This window comes from Streptomyces sp. BK208 (genome assembly GCF_004364245.1).
Taxonomy (GTDB): Bacteria; Actinomycetota; Actinomycetes; order Streptomycetales; family Streptomycetaceae; genus Streptomyces.
This window is the reverse complement of the sequence record NZ_SOAV01000018.1, coordinates 74084-95187: the sequence shown is the minus strand read 5'-3', so window position 1 is coordinate 95187 and position 21104 is coordinate 74084. Positions and strand designations below refer to the sequence as shown.

General features: G+C 71.3%; 19 protein-coding genes, 1 tRNA gene and 1 riboswitch. Of the genes, 13 read left to right on the top strand and 7 right to left on the bottom strand.

The genetic code is table 11. The features are described 5' to 3' along the window. Positions 1-29 precede the first annotated feature (29 nt). The 6 genes from EV562_RS33270 to EV562_RS33245 all read left to right on the top strand — a co-directional run bounded on the left by EV562_RS33270 (position 30) and on the right by EV562_RS33245 (position 5945). Positions 30-1091 (top strand): transglycosylase family protein, encoded by a 1062-nt coding sequence (locus EV562_RS33270; RefSeq protein ID WP_133890591.1) that lies wholly within the window; start codon positions 30-32, stop codon positions 1089-1091. 183 nt (positions 1092-1274) lie between these two features. After that, positions 1275-1442, top strand: a riboswitch (cyclic di-AMP (ydaO/yuaA leader). Between the two features lie 3 nt (positions 1443-1445). Beyond that, a complete protein-coding gene (gene rpfA / locus EV562_RS33265) occupies positions 1446-2174 on the top strand; it encodes a resuscitation-promoting factor protein RpfA (RefSeq protein WP_133890590.1) in 729 nt (242 codons plus the stop codon). Positions 2175-2518: 344 nt separating this feature from the next. After that, a complete protein-coding gene (eno, locus tag EV562_RS33260; RefSeq protein ID WP_133890589.1) occupies positions 2519-3799 on the top strand; it encodes a phosphopyruvate hydratase in 1281 nt (426 codons plus the stop codon). Positions 3800-3920: 121 nt separating this feature from the next. After that, positions 3921-4403 (top strand): cell division protein DivIC, encoded by a 483-nt coding sequence (divIC, locus tag EV562_RS33255; RefSeq protein WP_133890636.1) that lies wholly within the window; start codon positions 3921-3923, stop codon positions 4401-4403. Between the two features lie 49 nt (positions 4404-4452). Beyond that, positions 4453-4995 carry a DUF501 domain-containing protein gene (locus EV562_RS33250; RefSeq protein WP_133890635.1) on the top strand — a complete coding sequence of 181 codons (543 nt, stop codon included), beginning with the start codon at positions 4453-4455 and terminating at the stop codon, positions 4993-4995. Next, positions 4992-5945, top strand: a complete 954-nt coding sequence (locus tag EV562_RS33245; protein WP_133890588.1) for a Ppx/GppA phosphatase family protein — start codon at positions 4992-4994, stop codon at positions 5943-5945. Before EV562_RS33250 ends, EV562_RS33245 begins: the two co-directional genes overlap by 4 nt. A gap of 25 nt (positions 5946-5970) precedes the next feature. On the opposite strand, the gene EV562_RS33240 is transcribed toward EV562_RS33245, so the two are convergent. Further along, complete coding sequence (locus EV562_RS33240; protein ID WP_133890587.1) at positions 5971-6240, bottom strand: type II toxin-antitoxin system RelE/ParE family toxin; 270 nt, start codon at positions 6238-6240, stop codon at positions 5971-5973. After that, positions 6237-6509: a type II toxin-antitoxin system Phd/YefM family antitoxin gene (locus EV562_RS33235; RefSeq protein WP_133890586.1), complete on the bottom strand. Its 273-nt coding sequence runs from the start codon at positions 6507-6509 to the stop codon at positions 6237-6239. The genes EV562_RS33240 and EV562_RS33235 overlap by 4 nt, the downstream gene beginning before the upstream one ends. 620 nt (positions 6510-7129) lie before the next feature. On the opposite strand from EV562_RS33235, the gene EV562_RS33230 reads away from it, so the two are divergent. Beyond that, a complete protein-coding gene (locus EV562_RS33230) occupies positions 7130-8554 on the top strand; it encodes an NAD(P)/FAD-dependent oxidoreductase (protein ID WP_133890585.1) in 1425 nt (474 codons plus the stop codon). A 319-nt stretch (positions 8555-8873) separates the two neighbouring features. Continuing rightward, positions 8874-10190 (top strand): cyclopropane-fatty-acyl-phospholipid synthase family protein, encoded by a 1317-nt coding sequence (locus tag EV562_RS33225; protein ID WP_133890584.1) that lies wholly within the window; start codon positions 8874-8876, stop codon positions 10188-10190. 75 nt (positions 10191-10265) lie between these two features. On the opposite strand, the gene EV562_RS33220 is transcribed toward EV562_RS33225, so the two are convergent. Together EV562_RS33220 and EV562_RS33215 are read right to left on the bottom strand one after the other, a co-directional pair. Further along, positions 10266-12797, bottom strand: a complete 2532-nt coding sequence (locus EV562_RS33220; protein WP_133890583.1) for an ABC transporter permease — start codon at positions 12795-12797, stop codon at positions 10266-10268. 45 nt (positions 12798-12842) lie between these two features. Next, positions 12843-13577, bottom strand: coding sequence for an ABC transporter ATP-binding protein (locus EV562_RS33215; protein ID WP_243860307.1), 735 nt, complete (start codon positions 13575-13577; stop codon positions 12843-12845). A gap of 469 nt (positions 13578-14046) precedes the next feature. On the opposite strand from EV562_RS33215, the gene EV562_RS33205 reads away from it, so the two are divergent. The 4 genes from EV562_RS33205 to EV562_RS33190 all read left to right on the top strand — a co-directional run bounded on the left by EV562_RS33205 (position 14047) and on the right by EV562_RS33190 (position 17740). Then, positions 14047-14133: transfer RNA gene (locus EV562_RS33205), tRNA-Leu, on the top strand. A 122-nt stretch (positions 14134-14255) separates the two neighbouring features. Further along, positions 14256-15320, top strand: coding sequence for a PP2C family protein-serine/threonine phosphatase (locus EV562_RS33200; RefSeq protein ID WP_133890581.1), 1065 nt, complete (start codon positions 14256-14258; stop codon positions 15318-15320). Positions 15321-15482: 162 nt separating this feature from the next. Further along, positions 15483-16679: a 4-hydroxybenzoate 3-monooxygenase gene (locus EV562_RS33195; RefSeq protein WP_133890580.1), complete on the top strand. Its 1197-nt coding sequence runs from the start codon at positions 15483-15485 to the stop codon at positions 16677-16679. A 167-nt stretch (positions 16680-16846) separates the two neighbouring features. Next, the gene (locus EV562_RS33190) at positions 16847-17740 is read left to right on the top strand and encodes a Bax inhibitor-1/YccA family protein (RefSeq protein ID WP_133890579.1); all 894 of its coding nucleotides are present in this window, start codon (positions 16847-16849) and stop codon (positions 17738-17740) included. 82 nt (positions 17741-17822) lie between these two features. Here the strand turns inward: EV562_RS33190 and EV562_RS33185 are convergent, their stop codons facing one another. Then, positions 17823-18053: a DUF4287 domain-containing protein gene (locus tag EV562_RS33185; protein WP_133890578.1), complete on the bottom strand. Its 231-nt coding sequence runs from the start codon at positions 18051-18053 to the stop codon at positions 17823-17825. A 133-nt stretch (positions 18054-18186) separates the two neighbouring features. Here EV562_RS33185 and EV562_RS33180 point away from each other — a divergent pair, with 133 nt between their 5' ends. Beyond that, positions 18187-18468, top strand: coding sequence for a hypothetical protein (locus tag EV562_RS33180; RefSeq protein WP_166662124.1), 282 nt, complete (start codon positions 18187-18189; stop codon positions 18466-18468). 13 nt (positions 18469-18481) lie between these two features. On the opposite strand, the gene EV562_RS33175 is transcribed toward EV562_RS33180, so the two are convergent. Together EV562_RS33175 and EV562_RS33170 are read right to left on the bottom strand one after the other, a co-directional pair. Next, positions 18482-19282: a hypothetical protein gene (locus tag EV562_RS33175; protein WP_133890577.1), complete on the bottom strand. Its 801-nt coding sequence runs from the start codon at positions 19280-19282 to the stop codon at positions 18482-18484. A gap of 295 nt (positions 19283-19577) precedes the next feature. Continuing rightward, positions 19578-20798: an acetyl-CoA C-acetyltransferase gene (locus EV562_RS33170; RefSeq protein ID WP_133890576.1), complete on the bottom strand. Its 1221-nt coding sequence runs from the start codon at positions 20796-20798 to the stop codon at positions 19578-19580. Positions 20799-21104: the final 306 nt, after the last annotated feature.

Here is a 21104-nt window from a genome sequence, read left to right as displayed (position 1 = left end):
GTCCCCGTCGTCTCGTGAAAGGTCGTCGCATGCTCTCCGGGAACGGTCGTCACCGTCGCCCCCGCCAGGCTCCCGCTCTGGTCGTCGCCGCCGGTGTGACCGGCTCCGCCATCGCGATCCCGCTGCTCGGCGCCACCGGCGCCCACGCGGCGGACTCGGCGGCCTGGGACCAGGTGGCCGAGTGCGAGACCGGCGGCGCCTGGAGCCAGAACAGCGGCAACGGGTACTACGGCGGCCTGCAGCTGTCCCAGGAGGCCTGGGAGCGGTACGGCGGTCTCGACTACGCCCCGAGCGCCGACGAGGCCAGCCGTTCGCAGCAGATACGGATCGCCGAGAAGGTCCACGCGGACCAGGGCATCGCCGCCTGGCCGACCTGCGGTCTGCTCGCCGGCCTGGGCAACGACTCGGGGGTCGTGGGCGGCGGCTCGGCCGGTGACGGCGCGTCGGAGGGTTCGGGCGCGTCGGGCAAGACCGACGGCTCCGGATCGGCCGAGACGCCGGCGACCACCGAGACGCCCGATGCGTCCCGGTCGTCGGAGTCGTCCCGGTCGTCAGAGACCTCAGGGGCCTCCAGGTCCTCCGGGTCCTCCGGGTCCTCCGAGTCGACCGGATCGTCCGGCAAGTCCGACTCGGGCGATGCGAACGAAGCGCCCTCTTCGTCCCCTTCGCCCTCTTCCTCGCCGACCGGCACCCCCTCCGGAACGTCGTCCGGTGACGCGGGTTCGTCCACCAAGTCGGACACTTCCGCCGAATCCGACCCCGGCGCCCGCGCCGAACAGCAGGGCACCGAGGGGGCGTCCGGCTCCGGACGGCACCGCGGTGACAGTGCGGAGGAGGCTGCGGGCGGCAAGGGTCGCGCGGACGAGACGGCGGGGCGGCACGCCTCGCGCGACGGTGAGCCGCGAGAGGTCGAGGACGGTGCGTACACCGTCCGTTCCGGGGACAGCCTGTGGGCCATCGCCGACTCCCTTGACGTCGACGGCGGGTGGCACGCGCTCTACGCCGGCAACAAGACGGTCGTCGGTGCCGACCCGGACCACATCCTCCCCGGTCAGACGCTCACGGTCACGGGCGAATCGGTCGAAAAGTAGGGGCAGTTCGCGTCACGGTTGGAGATCATATGTCCCTTTTGGATCTCGTGAGAGATAGGTCTCAGAAGCCGTGATCGTCTTTGAAAATCCGCGGAGCGCGTGTCTACGGTCGTGACCGCTCGCCACCGCGGGCCCCGACAGCCGCAACGCCGAATCCTGCCAGCGGCCGTACGGGAACAGTCGTCGCGTCAAGCGCCGAAGGCAGGAGCGGGGGACCCAAGGTAAGTGCCGCACCGGGGCAGTTGAGCCGGAGCGGCTAGGGGTGGAGCCGAGTTCCGCGAGGAACCCGGCCGGGCAACTCAACCGGCCCGAACCCGACAGCTCACCTCGCAGGCGTCGGTGAGGGGATCAACCATGCTGTTTTCCGGCAAGGGCAAGCACCGTCGTCCGTCCAAGGCCACCCGTGTCATCGCCGTCGCCGGTGTCACCGGTGCCGCCGTCGCCGCCCCGCTGATGGCGGCCGGCAACGCCTCCGCCGCCACCGCGTCCGAGTGGGACGCCGTCGCGCAGTGCGAGGCCGGCGGCAACTGGTCCATCAACACCGGCAACGGTTACTACGGCGGTCTGCAGTTCTCCGCCTCCACCTGGGCCGCCTACGGCGGTACGCAGTACGCCTCCACCGCCGACCAGGCGAGCAAGGCGCAGCAGATCGAGATCGGCGAGAAGGTCCTCGCGGGTCAGGGCAAGGGCGCCTGGCCGGTCTGCGGCACCGGCCTGTCGGGTGCCGCGTACAGCGGTGGCGGCTCGGACAGCGGCTCCGGCAGCTCCGAGGGCTCGCAGAGCCAGAGCGGCGGCTCCACCGCCGAGCGCTCCACCGAGCAGAAGGCGTCGCGCTCCGAGGAGCGCCCGGCCGCCGAGCCGAAGGCCGACAAGCCCGCCGAGAAGAAGACCGTCACCACCCCGACCGGCAAGAAGGTCGAGAAGGGCGACGGCGAGTACAAGGTCGTCAAGGGCGACACCCTCAGCACGATCGCCCACGAGCACGACGTCAAGGGCGGCTGGGCGAAGCTGTTCAAGCTGAACGACGACATCGTCGACGACGCCGACCTCATCTACCCGGGCCAGCAGCTGCACCTGAAGTAAGCGGCGGCGGCTCCCGCGACTCCCGCCCCGGTGCGTGTTCCCCCGTACGCACCGGGGCGGGCTTTTTCGCGTCGGGCGCCCGGACGGGAGTCCGCTCCCGTGCCCGGCCCGGACCCGGCCGGTACCCGCCCGGCGTCGCCCCCCGCGCCCGGCACCGGTTGCGTCCCGGTTTCCGGAAACGTCTTTGTTCCGTTCGGAAACAATTTACTCTCGGTTCTGTCCAGCGGGTGGGCGATCGGCTGGCCGATCGCCCCGGGCCGGTTAGGCTCGGTCCCGCAGAGCCGCCGCGGTCCTGCGGGACCCGCGCGTCACACCGAAGCGTCACATTGAAGAAGGAGATGCTCGTGCCGTCCATCGACGTCGTCGTAGCCCGGGAAATCCTGGACTCCCGAGGCAACCCCACGGTCGAGGTCGAGGTCGGCCTCGACGACGGCAGCACGGGTCGTGCCGCCGTTCCGTCCGGCGCCTCCACCGGTGCCTTCGAGGCCATCGAACTCCGTGACGGCGACCCGGGCCGTTACCTCGGCAAGGGTGTCGAGAAGGCCGTCCTGGCCGTCATCGAGCAGATCGGCCCGGAGCTGGTCGGCTACGACGCCACCGAGCAGCGCCTGATCGACCAGGCCATGTTCGACCTGGACGCCACCGACAACAAGGGCTCGCTCGGCGCCAACGCCATCCTCGGCGTCTCCCTCGCCGTCGCCCACGCCGCCTCCGAGGCGTCGGACCTGCCGCTCTTCCGCTACCTGGGCGGCCCGAACGCGCACCTGCTGCCGGTGCCGATGATGAACATCCTGAACGGCGGCTCGCACGCCGACTCCAACGTGGACATCCAGGAGTTCATGATCGCGCCGATCGGCGCGGAGTCCTTCTCCGAGGCCCTGCGCTGGGGCGCCGAGGTCTACCACACCCTCAAGAAGGTCCTGAAGAACAAGGGCCTGGCCACCGGCCTCGGCGACGAGGGCGGCTTCGCCCCCAACCTCGGCTCCAACCGCGAGGCCCTCGACCTCATCCTCGAGGCGATCAAGGAGGCCGGCTACACCCCCGGCGAGCAGATCGCCCTCGCGCTCGACGTCGCCGCGTCCGAGTTCTACAAGGACGGCTCCTACTCCTTCGAGGGCAAGAACCGCTCCGCCGCCGAGATGACGGAGTACTACGCCGAGCTGGTCGAGGCGTACCCGCTGGTCTCCATCGAGGACCCGCTGTTCGAGGACGACTGGGACGGCTGGAACACCATCACCGCCAAGCTCGGCGACAAGGTCCAGCTCGTCGGCGACGACCTGTTCGTCACCAACCCGGAGCGCCTGGCCCGCGGCATCGAGGAGAACTCGGCCAACGCCCTGCTGGTCAAGGTCAACCAGATCGGTTCGCTGACCGAGACCCTGGACGCCGTGGAACTGGCCCAGCGCAACGGCTTCAAGTGCATGATGTCCCACCGCTCCGGCGAGACCGAGGACGTCACCATCGCCGACCTGGCCGTCGCCACCAACTGCGGCCAGATCAAGACCGGCGCCCCGGCCCGCTCCGAGCGCGTCGCCAAGTACAACCAGCTGCTGCGCATCGAGGAGATCCTCGACGACGCCGCGGTGTACGCCGGCCGCAGCGCCTTCCCGCGCTTCAAGGGCTGACCGCACCCGTAAGCCCCGCGAGAGGCAGCGTCGTACGTACGTCCCCGTACTCGGTCCCGTACCGTGTGCGGGGACGTACGCACGTATGACGGACGACGCACGAAGGCTGAGGCGGGGCGACATGGCGGTGAAGGACCGGGACCGTTTCTCCACCGCGACCAGGATCCGGATCATCGGGGAGCAGACCGCGGCCCGGGTCTACCGCTCGCAGACCAAGCGCCAGGCGCGGCGTTCCCGGCTGACCGGCCGGGCCGCGCTGCTCGCCATGGTGCTCTGCTCGCTCGTCGTGGCGCTCGCCTACCCGATCCGGCAGTACGTCGCCCAGCGCGCCGAGATCGCCGATCTCCGGCAGGAGCAGCGGGAGACCCGGCAACGGGTCGAGGAGCTGCGCGACCTGAAGGCGCGCTGGCAGGACGACGCCTACGCCGAGCAGCAGGTCCGGCTGCGGCTGCACTACGTGATGCCGGGGGAGACGGGGTTCGTCGTCGTCGACCCGGACGCGGCCGAGCAGACCCGCGCCCAGGCCGGCGCCGCCGACCGCCCCTGGTACCGGAACGTGTGGGACGGGGTCGACAAGGCCGACGCCGCCGCCCGCCGGCAGTGAACCGACCGTGCCGGCAGTGACTCAACAGGAAGACCAGCAGAAGACAGCCATGCAGACTCCCCCGCCGACCACCCCGCGCACCGAGCCGACCGACGCGGACGTGGCGGCCTTCAAGCAGCAGCTCGGACGCCCGCCGCGGGGCCTGCGCGCCATCGCGCACCGCTGCCCGTGCGGACAGCCGGACGTCGTGGAGACGGCACCACGCCTGCCCGACGGCACGCCGTTCCCCACCCTGTACTACCTGACGTGCCCGAGGGCGGCCTCCGCGATCGGCACGCTGGAGGCGAACGGCGTGATGAAGGAGATGACCGAGCGCCTCGCCGCCGACCCGGAGCTGGCCGCCGCCTACCGTGCCGCGCACGAGGACTACGTCCGCCGCCGCGACGAGATCGAGGAGCTGACCGGCTTCCCGAGCGCGGGCGGGATGCCGGACCGTGTGAAGTGCCTGCACGTGCTGGTCGCCCACTCGCTGGCGGCCGGTCCCGGCGTCAACCCGCTGGGCGACGAGGCGATCGCGATGCTGCCCGAGTGGTGGCGCAAGGGGCCGTGCGTGACCCCCGCCGGCCCGACCGACCAGGAGGACGCCCAGTGACCCGTGTCGCCGCCGTCGACTGCGGTACGAACTCCATCCGGCTGCTGGTCGCCGACGCCGACCCGGCCACGGGCGAGCTGACCGACCTGGACCGCCGGATGACCATCGTGCGGCTCGGCCAGGGGGTCGACCGCACCGGCCGGCTGGCGCCCGAGGCGCTGGAGCGGACCTTCGCCGCGTGCCGCGAGTACGCCGGGGTCATCAAGGAGCACGGCGCCGAGCGGCTGCGCTTCGTGGCCACCTCCGCCTCCCGCGACGCGGAGAACCGGGACGACTTCGTGCGCGGGGTGCTGGACATCCTGGGCGTCGAGCCGGAGGTCATCACCGGCGACCAGGAGGCCGCGTTCTCCTTCACCGGCGCCACCAAGGAGCTGACCGGCCGCGCGGACCTCGGCAGGCCCTACCTGGTCGTGGACATCGGCGGCGGCTCCACGGAGTTCGTCGTCGGCGACGACCGGGTGCGCGCCGCCCGCTCGGTGGACGTCGGCTGCGTCCGGATGACCGAGCGGCACCTGGTGCACGACGGCGCCGTGACCGACCCGCCCACCGAGGCGCAGGTCGCGGCGATGCGGGCCGACATCGAGGCGGCCCTCGACCTCGCCGAGCGGACGGTGCCGCTGCGCGAGGCGCGCACGCTGGTGGGGCTCGCCGGATCGGTGACGTCGGTGTCCGCGATCGCCCAGGAGCTGCCCGAGTACGACTCGGCCGCCATCCACCACTCCCGTGTCTCCCACGACCGGGTCCGGGAGATCACCGACTGGCTGCTGCGGTCCTCCCACGCCGAGCGCGCGGCGGTCCCCTCCCTGCATCCGGGCCGGGTCGACGTCATCGCGGCCGGGGCGCTGGTACTGCTGGCGGTCATGGAGCGGACGGGCGCGCAGGAGGTCGTCGTCAGCGAGCACGACATCCTCGACGGCATCGCCTGGAGTTGCGCCACCGCGGCGTGCTGAGGCGTCGCCGATGCCGGGCGGGGCGTCACGGGTTGCGGTAGACGTCCCGCCGGTCGCCCACCTTGACCACGAGGACGACGAGTTCACCGTCGTCGATCTGGTAGGCGACCCGGTAGTTGCCGACCCTGAGCCGGTAGAGGCCCGACGGGCCGGTGAGCTTCTTGACGTCGGCGTCCTGGCGGTATGGGTCGTCGCCGAGTGCGGTCAGCGCGGCCAGGATGCGCATGGCGTCGGGCCGGCTGATCGCCCGGAGCTGACGCTGTGCCGCGGTGGTGAACCGGAAGGCGTACTTCATGCCACCTCGCCGTCCTGCTCGGTGAACAGGTCCGCCAGCAGTTCCGCCATCGTCACGGTGGCGCCGCCCTCGGCCAGCACTGTTTCGGCCTCGCGGGCCAGCATCACGTCGGCGGCTTCCTCCAACGCTTCGAAGTCCGAGATCGGGACCACGGCTGCCACCGGTGCGCCGTTGCGCGTGATGACGGTCGGGACACCTTCTTCGGCCCGGTTGATGTGATCGGCGAGGTGCGCGCGGGCTTCCCGTACGGTCACGGTGTTCTCAGTCATGACCTCAGTGTACGCGTAGGCGTGTACACGACGCATCCGTGGCGGAAGCGCGTTCGCGTGCGAGTCTCAAGTCTCGACGGCATCGCCTGGTCGCTCGCCTGAGGCACCCCCTGGGGTGCCCGTAAGGCGTCCGCGGGGTGCCCGCGGTGTGCCCGTGGGGTGTCCGCGGGGCACCGGGCGACGCTCGCGAGGCGCTCGGGCGGGGCCCCGCGGCAGCGGTCTGAGCAGGACGGACGACGATTGAGCGGGTTCCGGGGGGTCGCTCGGGCGCGTCGGCGACATCCCGTCGGCAAAGTTCGTGAAGTTCTTCACAAGGAAATCGGGCCCGTCGGGCCGGGAAAGCACGCCCGTTGACCCTTTTGGGCTTTCAACTGCCCTTTGAACGCGTTCAGGACGGTGTTCCGAGAGGGGTGCGCGGAGCCCTTCCGGAGGGGTGGTCCACCGTCCCGAGTGCGCGGAGGTGCAGCTCACGCGGCATTGACAACGGGGTCCCCCACACGGTGGTTCCTTCGCCCGCCATGATCTCCGTCACTTCGGCGGCGGATGGTAGCACAGCCTCCACCGAACCTTGTGAAGGGGCGCACGAACCACCCCCCTCGGTCGGGTGGATACTCGATGGCATGAGCACCACGGAGCGTCCCAGGATCCTCGTAGTAGGCGGTGGGTACGTAGGCCTGTACGCAGCTCGACGCATCCAGAAGAAGATGCGTTACGGCGAGGCGACCGTCACCGTCGTCGACCCGCGGTCGTACATGACCTACCAGCCCTTCCTCCCCGAAGCCGCCGCCGGCAGCATCTCCCCGCGGCACGTCGTCGTCCCCCTCAGGCGCGTGCTTCCGAAGGCGGAGGTCCTCACCGGCCGGGTCACCACCATCGACCAGGACCGCAAGGTCGCCACGATCGCCCCGCTGGTGGGCGAGGCGTACGAGCTGCCCTTCGACTACCTGGTCATCGCCATGGGCGCGGTCTCCCGCACCTTCCCGATCCCCGGCCTCGCCGAGCAGGGCATCGGCATGAAGGGCATCGAGGAGTCCATCGGCCTGCGCAACCACGTCCTGGAGCAGCTGGACAAGGCCGACTCCACCACCGACGAGGAGATCCGCCGCAAGGCGCTCACCTTCGTCTTCATCGGCGGCGGTTTCGCCGGCGCGGAGACCATCGGTGAGGTCGAGGACATGGCCCGCGACGCGGCCAAGTACTACAACAACGTCTCCCGCGAGGACATGCGCTTCGTCCTCGTGGACGCCGCCGACAAGATCCTCCCCGAGGTCGGCCCCAAGCTCGGCCAGTACGGCAAGGAGCACCTCGAAGGCCGCGGCGTCGAGGTCTACCTGTCCACCTCCATGGACTCCTGCGTCGACGGCCACGTGGTGCTCAAGAACGGCCTCGAGGTCGACTCCAACACCATCGTGTGGACGGCCGGCGTCAAGCCCAACCCGGCGCTCTCCCGCTTCGGTCTGCCGCTGGGCCCGCGCGGTCACGTCGACTGCGCGCCGACCCTCCAGGTGCAGGGCACCGACTACATCTGGGCCGCGGGCGACAACGCCCAGGTGCCGGACCTGGTCGGCCGCAAGGCGGGCAACGAGAACGCCTGGTGCCCGCCGAACGCCCAGCACGCGCTGCGCCAGGCCAAGGTCCTCGGCGACAACGTGATCTCCGGCATGCGGGGCTTCCCGCAGAAGGAGTACAGCCACGCCAACAAGGGCGCGGTGGCGGGCCTCGGCCTGCACAAGGGCGTCGCGATGATCGTCATGGGCAAGATGAAGATCAAGCTCAAGGGCCGTCTCGCCTGGTACATGCACCGTGGCTACCACGGCATGGCGATGCCGACCTGGAACCGCAAGATCCGCGTCTTCGCCGACTGGACGCTCGGCATGTTCCTCAAGCGCGAGGTCGTCTCCCTCGGTGCGATGGAGACGCCGCGCGAGGAGTTCTACGAGGCCGCCAAGCCGGCCCCGAAGCCCGCCGCGGCGCGGCCCGTCGACCAGGGCGTCAAGGCCGAGAAGGCCGAGAAGCAGGAGAAGACCGAGGCCAAGGCCTCCTGACTGCCGACCGCTCGCGGCAGCAGCGGTACGGCAGCCGCAGCAGGACGGTCGCAGCAGTAGCAGTCCCAGCAGTACCAGCAGTCCCGGCAGTTGTTCGAAGGGGTCGTCCGCCATCCGTGGTGCGGGCGGCCCCTTCGGGCTGTGCGGGCGCCGGGGGCGCGTCGGGCGCGCCGCGTGCACCGCGCCGACGGGGCGGCAAGGTTGTTGGTGGGTACAGCTATTTTGCCGAGTCGTAACGCGCGCCGGGGACTGTACGGCGGGTCCTCAGGTGTTTACGTGGTGTCGGACATTCCGGGATCGCTCGTCACGGAGGCACGCCATGGCTGACGCCGCGCTGCGGCTGCAGAACCTCTTCGAACAGTTGCTGGGAGCACCACTCCCGGTGCGCATCCGCGCCTGGGACGGTTCGCAGGCGGGTCCGCCGGGCGCGCCGACCCTCGTCGTCCGCAACCGCAGGGCCCTGCGCCGGCTGCTGTTCAAACCGGGTGAACTGGGCCTGGCCCGCGCCTGGGTGGCCGGTGACCTCGACGTCGACGGCGACCTCTACACCGCCCTCGAACTGATGGCGGGCCTCGTCTGGGAGCGCGGCGAGGACGCCCGCACGCTGATGGAGGCGCTGCGCGACCCCGAGGTACGGGCCGCCGTACGCGGTCTGGTGAAGCTCGCCGGGCCGCCGCTGCCGCCCGCCCCGCCGCCGGAGGAGGTCCGCCGGGCCCGCGGCCACCTGCACACCAAGCGCACCGACAAGCGGGCCATCAGCCACCACTACGACGTCGGCAACGACTTCTACGAACTCGTCCTCGGCCCCTCCATGGTGTACTCCTGCGCCTACTGGTCCGCCCGGCCCGCCGACGGCGGCACCCTGGAGGACGCCCAGCGCGACAAGCTCGAACTCGTCAGCCGCAAGCTGGACCTGAGGCCCGGTCAGCGTCTCCTCGACGTCGGCTGCGGCTGGGGATCCATGGCGATCCACGCGGCCCGCGAGCACGGCGTGAGCGTCGTCGGCGTGACCCTCTCCCAGGAACAGGCCGCCTACGCCCGCAAGCGCGTCGCCGACGAGGGGCTCACCGACCGGGTGGAGATCCGCGTCCAGGACTACCGGGACGTCGCGGACGGGCCGTACGACGCCATCTCCTCCATCGGAATGGCCGAGCACGTCGGCGCCGAGCGCTACCTGGAGTACGCCACCGACCTGCACCATCTCCTCAAGCCCGGCGGACGGCTGCTGAACCACCAGATCGCCCGCCGTCCCCAGCGCGACGAGTCCGCCTACAACGTCGACGAGTTCATCGACGCCTACGTTTTCCCCGACGGCGAACTGGCGCCCGTCGGCACCACCGTCACGCAGCTGGAGCGCGCCGGGTTCGAGGTGCGCGACGTTGAGTCGATCCGCGAGCACTACGCGCTCACGCTGCGCCGCTGGGTCGCCAACCTGGAGTCCGAGTGGGCGGCGGCGACCCGGCTGGTCAGCCCAGGCCGGGCCCGGGTCTGGCAGCTGTACATGGCGGCCTCCGCGCTGGCCTTCGAGCGCAACCGCATCGGCGTCAACCAGGTCCTCGCCGTGAAGACGCCCGACTCGGGCGCCTCCGGGATGCCGCTGCGGGCCCGCGTGTGGGGCCCGCCCGCCCTGGCCTGATCCGCCCACGGCCCGAAAGGGCCGGGCACCCCGTGCGGGGAGCCCGGCCCTTCGGCGTGCCGCCTCGCGGCGAGGTCACTCGGCCTTGATCGCGTTCAGCATGTTCAGCCGGGCGGCGTTGCGGGCCGGCCACATCGCGGCCAGGACGCCCACCAGGCCGGCCAGCACCACGAAGATCCCGATCCGGTCCCAGGGCAGGACCAGCGCGTACCCCGGGATCTGGTCGGCGACGGTCTCGCCGATCGCCCAGCCGAGGAAGGTGCCGAGACCGATGCCGACCACCGCGCCGAACACCGAGATGACGACGGCCTCCAGGCGGACCATCCGCTTCACCCGGCGCCGGTCCAGACCGATCGCGCGCAGCATGCCGATCTCCTGCTGCCGTTCGAAGACGGACATCGCGAGGGTGTTGACGACACCCAGCACCGCGATCATCAGGGCCATCGCCAGCAGGCCGTACATGACGTTCAGCAGGGTGTTGATGGCGCCGCCGAACTCGTCGCGGATGTCCTGCCGGTCCATGACGGTGATCGCGGGGTTCTCGCCCAGCGCGTCGACGAGGACCTTCTCGTTCGCGGCGGACTGTCCGCCGTCGGTCTTCACGAAGATCTCCCGGATGGACGGCTTCGCCTCGTGCCGGTCCACGACCTTCCGGTTGACGAGGACGGGGGAGAGGAACTCGCTGTCCTTGTAGACGGCGCCGACCGTCAGCGTGGCCTTCTCGTCGTCGTCGAAGGTGACGGGGACGGTGTCACCGGTCTTCCAGCCCTTGCTCTTCGCCGTCTTCTCGGCGACCGCGATCCGGCCCTCGGCGAGCGAGTCCGCGCTGCCGCCGACGACGTCGACGGCCAGGACCTTCTGGATGTCCCCCGGGGTGACGGCGGAGGCCGACACGTAGTCGCCGTCGACCCGGAAGTAGGCGGACTGCTGCGGCGAGACCGCGGTCACGCCCTCGGCCTTCTCCAGCGCCGTCAGCGCGGACCGGTCGAGGTCGCCGCCGTTGGCCATCGTGACCATGTAGTCGGCCCTGATGTTGTCCGTGGTCATCTTGTCGATGGCGGCGCCGACCGTCACGCCGAGCACCGACAGACCGGTCACCAGCGTCAGGCCGATCGCCAGCGCGGAGGCGGTGGCGCCGGTGCGGCGCGGGTTGCGGACCGCGTTCTGGCCGGCCAGCTTGCCCGCCACCCCGAAGGGCCCGACGAGCAGCGGACGGATGAGTGCGATCACGGGCCGGGACAGCAGCGGGATCAGGACGATGACACCGATGAGCGCGAAGAACGCGCCCGCCCCGATGTAGATCCGGCCGTCGTCGCCGCCGGTCGAGGCACCGGCCACGATCGCCACCGCACCGAGGGCGGTGACGGCCGCGCCGATCGAGTTGCGCACCACCAGCGACTTGGTGGTGGCCACCGCGTGGACGCTGTTCATGGCGGCCACCGGCGGGATCTTCGCGGCCCGGCGGCCGGGCAGCCAGGCGGCGAACACCGTGATGAGCACGCCCACCGCGAACGCCGCGACCACCGGCGTGGCGGACAGGACCAGCGGACCGTCCGGCATCTTCATGTCGGCCGCGGCCATGCCGGAGCGCAGTGCGACGGCGAGGCCGACGCCGAGGGCGAAACCGACGGCCGAGGCGACCAGGCCCACCACCGCGGCCTCGGCGAGCACCGAACGGGTGATCTGCCGGCGGGACGCGCCGACGGCCCGCATCAGGGCGATCTCCTTGGTGCGCTGGGCGACCAGCATCGTGAACGTGTTGGAGATCAGGAAGATCCCGACGAAGAGCGCGATGCCCGCGAAGCCGAGCAGGACCTGCTTGAGGTTGCCCAGGCCCTGTTCGATCTGCTCGGCCTGCTCGTCGGCGAGCGCCTTGCCGGTGCGGGCCTCGGCGGTGTCGGGCAGCAGCGGCTCGACCGCGTGCAGGATCCGCGTGTCGTCGGCGCCGGGGGCGGCGGTGACGCTGACCGTCTCGAAGTAGCCCGGCCGTAGGTACTGCTGCTGGGCGACGGCGGTGTCGAAGAGGACCAGGCTGCCGCCGGCGTTGACGGCGCCGTCCTCGGTGGTGAACACCCCGCTGAGGGTGTACTCCCGCACCGGGCCGTTGGTCGCGACGCGCACCCGGTCGCCGACCCGGTACGAGCCCTTGGCCGCGGACTCCTCGTCCAGGGCGATCTGGTCGTCCTTCACCGGGCCCGCGCCGTCGGTGAACGTGTAGGCGGTGTCCTTGCCGTCCTTGCCGGGGGCGAAGTTGGAGCCCTTGTTGGACCAGCCGACGCCGATGAGCTTCCCGTCCGGGTCGGCGACCCCTGCGAAGCCCTCGACCCGGCCGTACACCCCGGCGACGCCGTCCACGGCGGAGATCCGGTCGAGGTCCTTGCCGGAGAGACCGGGCTCCTCCTTGGGGTTGTCCGGGTCGGCGTGCGAGGTGACGGCGACGGCGACGTCGTCGTAGCTCTTCGCCGACTGGTTGCGGAAGGCGTTGGAGAGGGTGTCGGCGAAGACCAGAGTGCCGGAGACGAACGCCACGCCGAGCATCACGGCGAGCACGGTCATCAACAGCCTGGCCTTGTGCGCGAAGACGTTGCGCAAGGCGGTACGGAACATGGGTCTACTTCGTCCAGACGTACGGGGCGGAAGGCGGGCGGGGTGTCAGCTGGTGCGGCCCTTGGCGTCGAACCGCTTCATGCGGTCCAGCACCGAGTCGGCCGTCGGTCCGTACACCTCGTCGACGATGCGTCCGTCGGCCAGGAACACCACCCGGTCCGCGTAGGAGGCGGCCACCGGGTCGTGCGTCACCATCACCACCGTCTGACCCAGCTCCCGCACCGAGTTGCGCAGGAAGCCCAGCACCTCGGCGCCGGACCGGGAGTCGAGGTTTCCGGTCGGCTCGTCACCGAAGATGATCTCCGGTCGGGAGGCCAGTGCCCGCGCCACGGCCACACGCTGCTGCTGTCCGCCGGAGAGCTGGGAGGGCCGGTGACCGAGGCGTCCGGACAGCCCGACCATCTGGATCACGGAGTCCAGCCACTGCTTGTCGGGCTTGCGGCCCGCGATGTCCATCGGGAGGGTGATGTTCTCCAGCGCGGTGAGCGTCGGCAGCAGGTTGAACGCCTGGAAGATGAAGCCGATCTTGTCCCGGCGCAACTTGGTGAGCTGCTTGTCCTTGAGCGAGCCCAGCTCGGTCTCGCCGATCCGCACGGAGCCGGACGAGAAGGTGTCGAGGCCGGCGACGCAGTGCATCAGCGTGGACTTGCCGGAACCGGAGGGGCCCATGATCGCGGTGAGCTCGGCCTGCCGGAAGTCGATGGAGACCCGGTCCAGGGCGACCACCTGGGTCTCGCCCTGGCCGTAGATCTTGGAAAGCTCCGTGGCGCTCGCGGCCACGAGGGTGGACCGGTCGGCTGGGGCTCCCCCCGAACGGAGTTCGGGGGAGGGTGAGGTGGTCACGGGAAGGGCGCTCCTGTCGGTACGGCGGGTGCGTCGGCACGGTGTGTGCGGGGACGTCATCCATCGTCCCGGCCGTGCGGCGCCGTGTAGTCAGCCGCTGTTCCGGTTCAGGGGGGCGACTCCGGTCGGACGGCCGGGGACGGTGTCATACCTGCGGATGACGGCGGACCCCGACGACAGGGTGAGCCAGAACGGGGCGGGCGCCCTTGTCGGGACGGTGAAATCCCGTCATTCCGCGTACACCGCGGACCGTCTCACGCAAGGCTGTTGGCATGTGCTGATGGCCTGCCCTGGTAGCTGATGCCCCCTCAGGCGCCAATAAAATAAGACAACATCGATCGTCCCGTCCGAGGCCGGGAGGGGCGTCCCGATAGGCTCAAGGCACGCGACGCGGAGCCCATGGCCTGCCCGGATGGTGGAATGCAGACACGGCGAGCTTAAACCTCGCTGCCCCTTCGAGGGCGTGCCGGTTCAAGTCCGGCTCCGGGCACCATCACGCGCTGCCGCCGACCGGGGACGCCCCGTGCGGGTGCGGGCGGGGCGGGCGCGGTGTAGAGAGTAGGTGTGTCGCGGTACCTCGCAGGACTTCTTCGGTCGGCGCGGGCGGGCCACGGAATGATCGTCGTCCCGATCGCCTGGATCGCCGCGGTCTTCGCGATCGACGTACTCGCACCCTCGAACATCCATCTGGGTCCGCTCCTCGTCGCCGCCCCGGCGATCACCGCGTCCTTCGGCGGGCCCCGGACGGTGGGAGCGGTGGCCGCGCTGGCGGTGGCCGCGCAGACCGCCATCGGAGTGCTGCGCGACCGGGACGAGCTCTTCTCGTCCAACCACCAGGCGCAGATCTACGCCCTCGTGCTGGTGGGCGCGAGTCTCGTGGTCTTCTGCGTCCTGCGTGACCGGCGCGCCCGGGAGCTCTCCCAGGTCCGGTACGTGTCCGAGACCGCCCAGCGGGTGGTGCTGCCGCCGCTGCCCAGAACGCTGGGGCCGCTGCGCGCCGCCGCCCTCTACCTCGCCGCCGAGGAGGAGGCCCGGATCGGCGGCGACCTCTACGCGGCGGTCCGCACCGCCACCGGCACCCGGCTCATCGTCGGCGACGTGCGGGGCAAGGGGATGACCGCGGTCGGCGACGCCGCGCTGCTGCTCGGCGCCTTCCGGGCCGCGGCCCACCGCCAGGCAAGCCTCGGCGACCTGGTGGCCTTCCTCGACAAGAGCGTGAGCTGGGACCTGATGGAGCCGGACGGGACGGACGGCGTCGGGGAAACCTTCATCACGGCCCTGGTCCTGGACGTGCCCGACCGGACCGGCCGGGTGGAGATGATCGCCTGCGGGCACCCCCCGCCGGTCGTCGTGCGCGACGGCCGCCCGACGACGATGCACGCCGCCCGGCCCGCCCCTCCGCTGGGCCTCGGCGAACTGGCGCACCCGCACTACCGCGCGGACAGCTTCCGGTTCGAACCCGGCGACCTCCTGCTGCTGCACACCGACGGGGTCACCGAGGCCCGCGCCCCCTCCGGGGCCTTCTATCCGCTCACCGAGCGGATCACCGGCTGGACCGACCGCGACCCCGAGGCATTCCTCCGCCGCCTGCGGCGCGACCTGCTGCGCCATGTCGGCGGCCGGCTCGACGACGACGCCGCCGTGATCGTGATGGCGCGCCCCGCCTCCTCCCGGACCTGAGCGCCGGCCGCCTCGTGTCAGGGCGGGGACGGGAACCGTTGACAGCGGCGCGGCGGGAGCAGAAACTCAGTGCACCGCGATGGTGAAGGAAAGTTCACCACGCGAACACCCTCGCGGAGGCGAAGGAACAACGGCAACGACGCCGATCGAAGGGAACGACCGATGCGCACCACCGTCGGCATCATCGGGGCAGGCCCCGCCGGGCTCCTGCTCGCCCGGCTGCTGCACAACGCGGGGATCGACTCGGTCGTCCTGGAGAGCCGCGACCGCGCCTACGTCGAGCGCAGGCAGCGCGCCGGGATCCTGGAACAGGGCACGGTGGACGTGCTGCGCGCGGCCGGGGCCGGGGAGCGGATGGACCGCGAGGGACTGCGCCACGACGGGATCGAGCTGCGGTTCTCCCGGCGCCGCCACCGCGTCGACTTCCCCGCGCTCACCGGCGGCAGGTCCGTCATGGTCTACGCGCAGACCGAGGTCTGCAAGGACCTCATCGCCCTCCAGCTGGAGTCGGGCGGACCGCTGCTCTTCGAGACCGAGGCGCTGGCCGTGGAGGACGCCGGGACGGACCGGCCGCGGGTCCGCTTCCGGCGGGGCGGCGAGAGCGGCGAGGGCGGCGAGGGCGGCACCGAGGAGGTGCTGGAGTGCGACTACGTCGTCGGCTGCGACGGCTTCTGGGGCGTGGCCCGGGCGGCCGTCCCGGACGGGCGGACCTTCGAGCGGACGTACCCCTTCGGCTGGCTCGGCATCCTCGCCGACGTCGCCCCCTCGCACGACGAGCTGGTCTACGCCCGCCACGACCGCGGCTTCGCCCTGCTGTCCATGCGCTCCCCGTCCGTCTCCCGCCTCTACCTCCAGGTCCCCGCGGACACGGACGCCGAGAGCTGGAGCGACGAGGAGATCTGGGACGAGCTGGAGCGCCGCCTGGAGACCGACGACGACTGGACGCTGCGCCGGGGCCCCATCACCCAGAAGTCGGTCACGCCGATGCGCTCCTACGTGCACGAGCCCATGCGGCACGGCCGTCTCTTCCTGGCCGGAGACGCCGCGCACATCGTGCCGCCCACCGGCGCCAAGGGCCTCAACCTGGCCGTCGGCGACGTGGTCACCCTCGCGCGCGCCCTCGTCCACCGCGCCGCGACCGGCTCCGACGAACTGCTCGACACCTACTCCGCGACCTGCCTGCGCCGCGTCTGGCAGGCCGAGCGGTTCTCCTACGACATGACGACGCTGCTGCACGGCGCCCCCGACGCCACGCCCTTCGAGGAACGCCTCCAGCTGGCCCGCCTCGACCGGATCACCTCCTCCCGCGCCGCCGAGACCGACCTCGCCGAGGCCTACACCGGGTTCCCGGTCGGGTGAGCGCGGCCGGCGGTCCGCACGGCCCCGGCCGTGAGGGGAATCACTGATCGGCGTAGCGTGTTGAGCCGCAAGTCGAGGGAAAGATCCTCCCCAAGCAGTAGGGTCATTCCTTTGCCGTTCTATTACTCTTGAGCCAAGGCTGCGCCGTGTGGCCATGGAGGAGTGAAATGAGGAGCAGAAACCCGGTCTTCTCGCGACGGGGGTTCAGCCGCGACAACGGCTACGCGGGCTTCAACGCCGCGCCGCAGGCCGGGGGACCCGCCGTCGCCACGCAGGGCAACCCGTACGCGCAGCCCGCCGGCAACCCGTACGCGCAGAACCCGTACGCCCAGCAGGACCTTCAGTACGGCGCGCCGCCGCAGGCGCCCGCCACCACCGGCCGGATGACGATGGACGACGTCGTCGTCCGCACGGCGAGCACGCTCGGCGTGCTCGTGGTGACCGCCGCGCTCGCGTGGGCGCTGCTGCCGGTGGACGACGCCAACATCAGCCGCTCGTACGGCATCGGTATCGGTGCCGCGCTGATCGGTATGGTCCTGGCGCTCGTCCAGTCCTTCAAGCGCAAGCCCACGCCGGCGCTGATCCTGTCGTACGCGGCGTTCGAGGGTGTCTTCCTCGGCGTCGTCTCCAGCGTCGTCGACAACCGCATCGCCGACGGCGCGGCCATGCAGGCCGTGATCGGCACGATGGCGGTCTTCGCCGGCGTGCTGGTCGCCTACAAGGCCGGCTGGATCCGCGTCAACCGACGCTTCTACGGCTTCGTGATGGCGGCCGCGCTCGGCTTCGTCCTGCTGATGATGGTGAACCTGCTGTTCGCCGTCTTCGGCGGCGGTGACGGCCTCGGCTTCCGCAGCGGTGCGCTCGGTGTCGTCTTCGGCGTCATCGGCGTCATCCTCGGCGCCTGCTTCCTGGCCCTCGACTTCAAGCAGGTCGAGGACGGGCTCGCCTACGGCGCCCCGCGCGAGGAGGCCTGGTTCGCCGCGTTCGGCCTCACGCTGACGCTGGTCTGGATCTACCTGGAGTTCCTGCGGCTCATCGCGATCCTGAACAGCAACGACTAGCGGGACCGAGCAGGACCACGCAGACGAAGGGCCCCGGGCTTCGCGCCCGGGGCCCCTTCGTCGTCATGAGGCCGGCGCCCGCTCACCGCAGCCTGCGCGCGGCCCTTCTCAGGTCGTACTCGTGGACGATGGCCTTCGCGTGGCCGTACGCGAGGTTGTGTTCGTGGCGGAGCCAGCTGACCTTCTCCTCGAACCGGAAGAGGGCGGGTCCGTCCTCGACGGCACGCAGCCAGTCGGAGATCTCACGGCCGGTGCACTCGGGAATGCGGGCGAGCAGATTGCGATGGGTCTCCTCGGAGAAGACGTGGGACATCGGCGCCTCCGGGCGAAAGGGGATGTGAGCCGGTCCTTCAGGTCACCGTGCCTGAGCGTGCGCCCGTTGGCAACAGTCCCGGACGGCCGCGTACGCTCACGCCGTGGTTGATACGACGCCCTTGACCCGTGCCGTGGACGACTTCGCCGACCGGCTGCGGGCCGCCCCGCAGAGCCGGCTGCAACGCGGCGCCGCCGCCGAGGCGCTGGAGCTGGCCAGGGAGCTGGCCCGGCGCGCCCAGTCGGTGGAGGAACCCGGGACCGAGCCCCGTGAGATGCCGGACGCGGGCATGTTCGCCGCGGCCGACCAGATCGCCGTCGCCGCACACGACTTGGCCCTCGTCCTGGAGGACGAGAGCCAGGTGGAGGAAGCGGCGACGCTGGTGGAGGAGGCCCGCAAGCGGGCCGGGGTCTGACGCGACCGGGTGACTACAGGGACGCGATGACCCGGTCCGCCAGGATGTACACGGTCTCCTCGCCGCAGGCGAAGGTCAGCGTGTAGGCGCCGGAGATCCCGGAGCCGCCGAGCAGGTACGGCGTCTGTCCCGCGCCCAGCGCGGCGGCCAGGCGCTCGGCCGTCTCGCGGTGGCCCGGGGTCATGCACAGGGTGGTGCCGTCGGCGAAGACGTACACGTCGAGGGTGCCCAGCGGCCCCGGCCGGACGTCCGCCAGCGCGACGCTCGACCCCGCCAGCTCCTCGAGGGCGGCCACCGTGCGGTCGTGGTCGTTCCCGACCGGGGACGGGTTCGGTACGAAGTCCGGGTGCGAGGGGTGCCGGCGACGGGCGGCGGCCAGCTCCGCGGACTCCCGCGGCCCCGCCTCCTGCGCAGTCGGCTCGTCGCTGTCCGCGACCGGCTCGACCACGGGCTCCAGGCCCACGAGGTCCGCCTGGCGGGGCAGGAACAGCTCACTGTCGGACAGACCGAGCAGCAGCGGCGCGTCGGAGGCGTCCCGGGTCTCCTGGGCGGCCCAGAAGGCCCGCGCCTCGGCGAGTTCCCGCTCGCGCTCCTCGGCGAGTGCCTCCGCGACGGCGGCGCGTATCTCCTCGGCGTCGGCGGTGGTGCGGGCGGCGGGCACCCGGCCCCGCGCGGCGTTGGCCCGGCTCTCGGCCAGCTCGGCGCGCAAGGCGGTCACCTGCCGGCGCAGCACCACGATGCTGCGCAGGACGGCGACGCCCACGGCGCCGGTGGCGGCCGTGGTGAGCAGCAGGGCGATCGGCATGGCGCTCACTGACGTACTCCCGGTTCAAGGTCGACCCCCGACTTCCTACCTCAGCTTGAAGGGAGGACTATCCGTCTGTCAGTGCACAACGTCACGAAACGGACAGGACTTTGGGCCCGGGCGATGGGGGTGTCGCTGGGCTGACCTGCGGAAATGGGGGGAACAGGAGACGTAGGTCACATCCTGGGGGAGTTTGGGTCACAGAACGGCCCGGAACCCCGGGGTGCGCAGGGTTCCGGGCCGCCTGGTCACGCTGGGTCCGGCAGGCGCTACTGACGGTCCTTCAGCGGCCCCCGGCGGGGTGTCAGCTCAGGCGCTCGATGACCATGGCCATGCCCTGGCCGCCGCCGACGCACATGGTCTCCAGGCCGAACTGCTTGTCGTGCGTCTGGAGGGAGTTGATCAGCGTGCCGGTGATGCGGGCACCGGTCATGCCGAAGGGGTGGCCGACCGCGATGGCGCCGCCGTTGACGTTCAGCTTCTCCAGCGGGATGCCGAGGTCGCGGTAGGAGGGGATGACCTGCGCGGCGAACGCCTCGTTGATCTCGACCAGGTCGATGTCGCCGATGCCGAGCCCGGCGCGGGACAGCGCCTGCTTGCTCGCCTCGACCGGGCCGAGGCCCATGATCTCGGGGGAGAGGCCGGAGACGCCGGTGGAGACGATGCGGGCGAGCGGGGTCAGGCCCAGCTCGCGGGCCTTGGTGTCGCTCATGATCACCAGGGCGGCGGCGCCGTCGTTGAGCGGGCAGCAGTTGCCGGCGGTGACCAGGCCGTCGGGGCGGAAGACGGGCTTGAGACCCTGCACGCCCTCCAGGGTGACGCCGGCGCGGGGGCCGTCGTCCTTGGAGACGACCGTGCCGTCCGGCAGCGTGACCGGGGTGATCTCGCGCTCCCAGAAGCCGTTCTTGATGGCCTCCTCGGCGAGGTTCTGGGACCGGACGCCGAACTCGTCCATGTCCTGCCGGGTGATGCCCTTGGCGCGGGCGAGGTTCTCGGCCGTCTGGCCCATCGCGATGTACGGGTCGGGCACGAGGCCGTCCTCGCGCGGGTCGTGCCAGGTGGTGCCCTCCTGCTGGGCGACCTCGGCGGTGCGGGCCTCGGCCTCGGCGAACAGCGGGTTGTGCGTGTCCGGCAGGCTGTCGGAGTTGCCCTTGGCGAACCGGGAGACCATCTCGACACCGGCCGAGATGAAGACGTCGCCCTCACCGGCCTTGATGGCGTGCAGGGCCATGCGGGAGGTCTGCAGGGACGAGGAGCAGTACCGGGTGACGGTGCAGCCGGGCAGGTGGTCCATGCCCATCTCGACGGCGACGATCCGGCCGAGGTTGTTGCCCTGCTCGCCGCCGGGCAGGCCGCAGCCCAGCATCAGGTCGTCGATGTCCCGCGGGTCCAGCTCGGGGACCTTGGCGAGGGCCGCCTGGATGATCGTGGCGGCCAGGTCGTCGGGGCGCAGGTCCTTCAGGGAGCCCTTGAAGGCGCGGCCGATGGGGGAACGGGCGGCTGAGACGATCACGGCTTCGGGCATCACGGCTCCAGTGGCGAGGCGGTACGGGCGGGCAGGGCTGGTTGGGAAGTTACCCGGCCGTATGGCCCGGGTCACGGCTATGGGCATGTGACATGGACCGCAAGTGTCTAAGCGCTTGCTTTTGCCTCCGGCGGTTGGGCGGTGTTTCCCGTGCCGGGCGCTGCGGGCGTCCCAGGGGGCTGTGCCCCCGGCCCCCTTCGGCCTGGCCGGCCTCGTCCTCAAACGCCGGACGGGCTGGTGAGGTCGGGCGGTGTTTTATCGGCGGGTGGGGGAGGTCCGGGAGGTTGCGCTCCCGGTCCCCGCTTC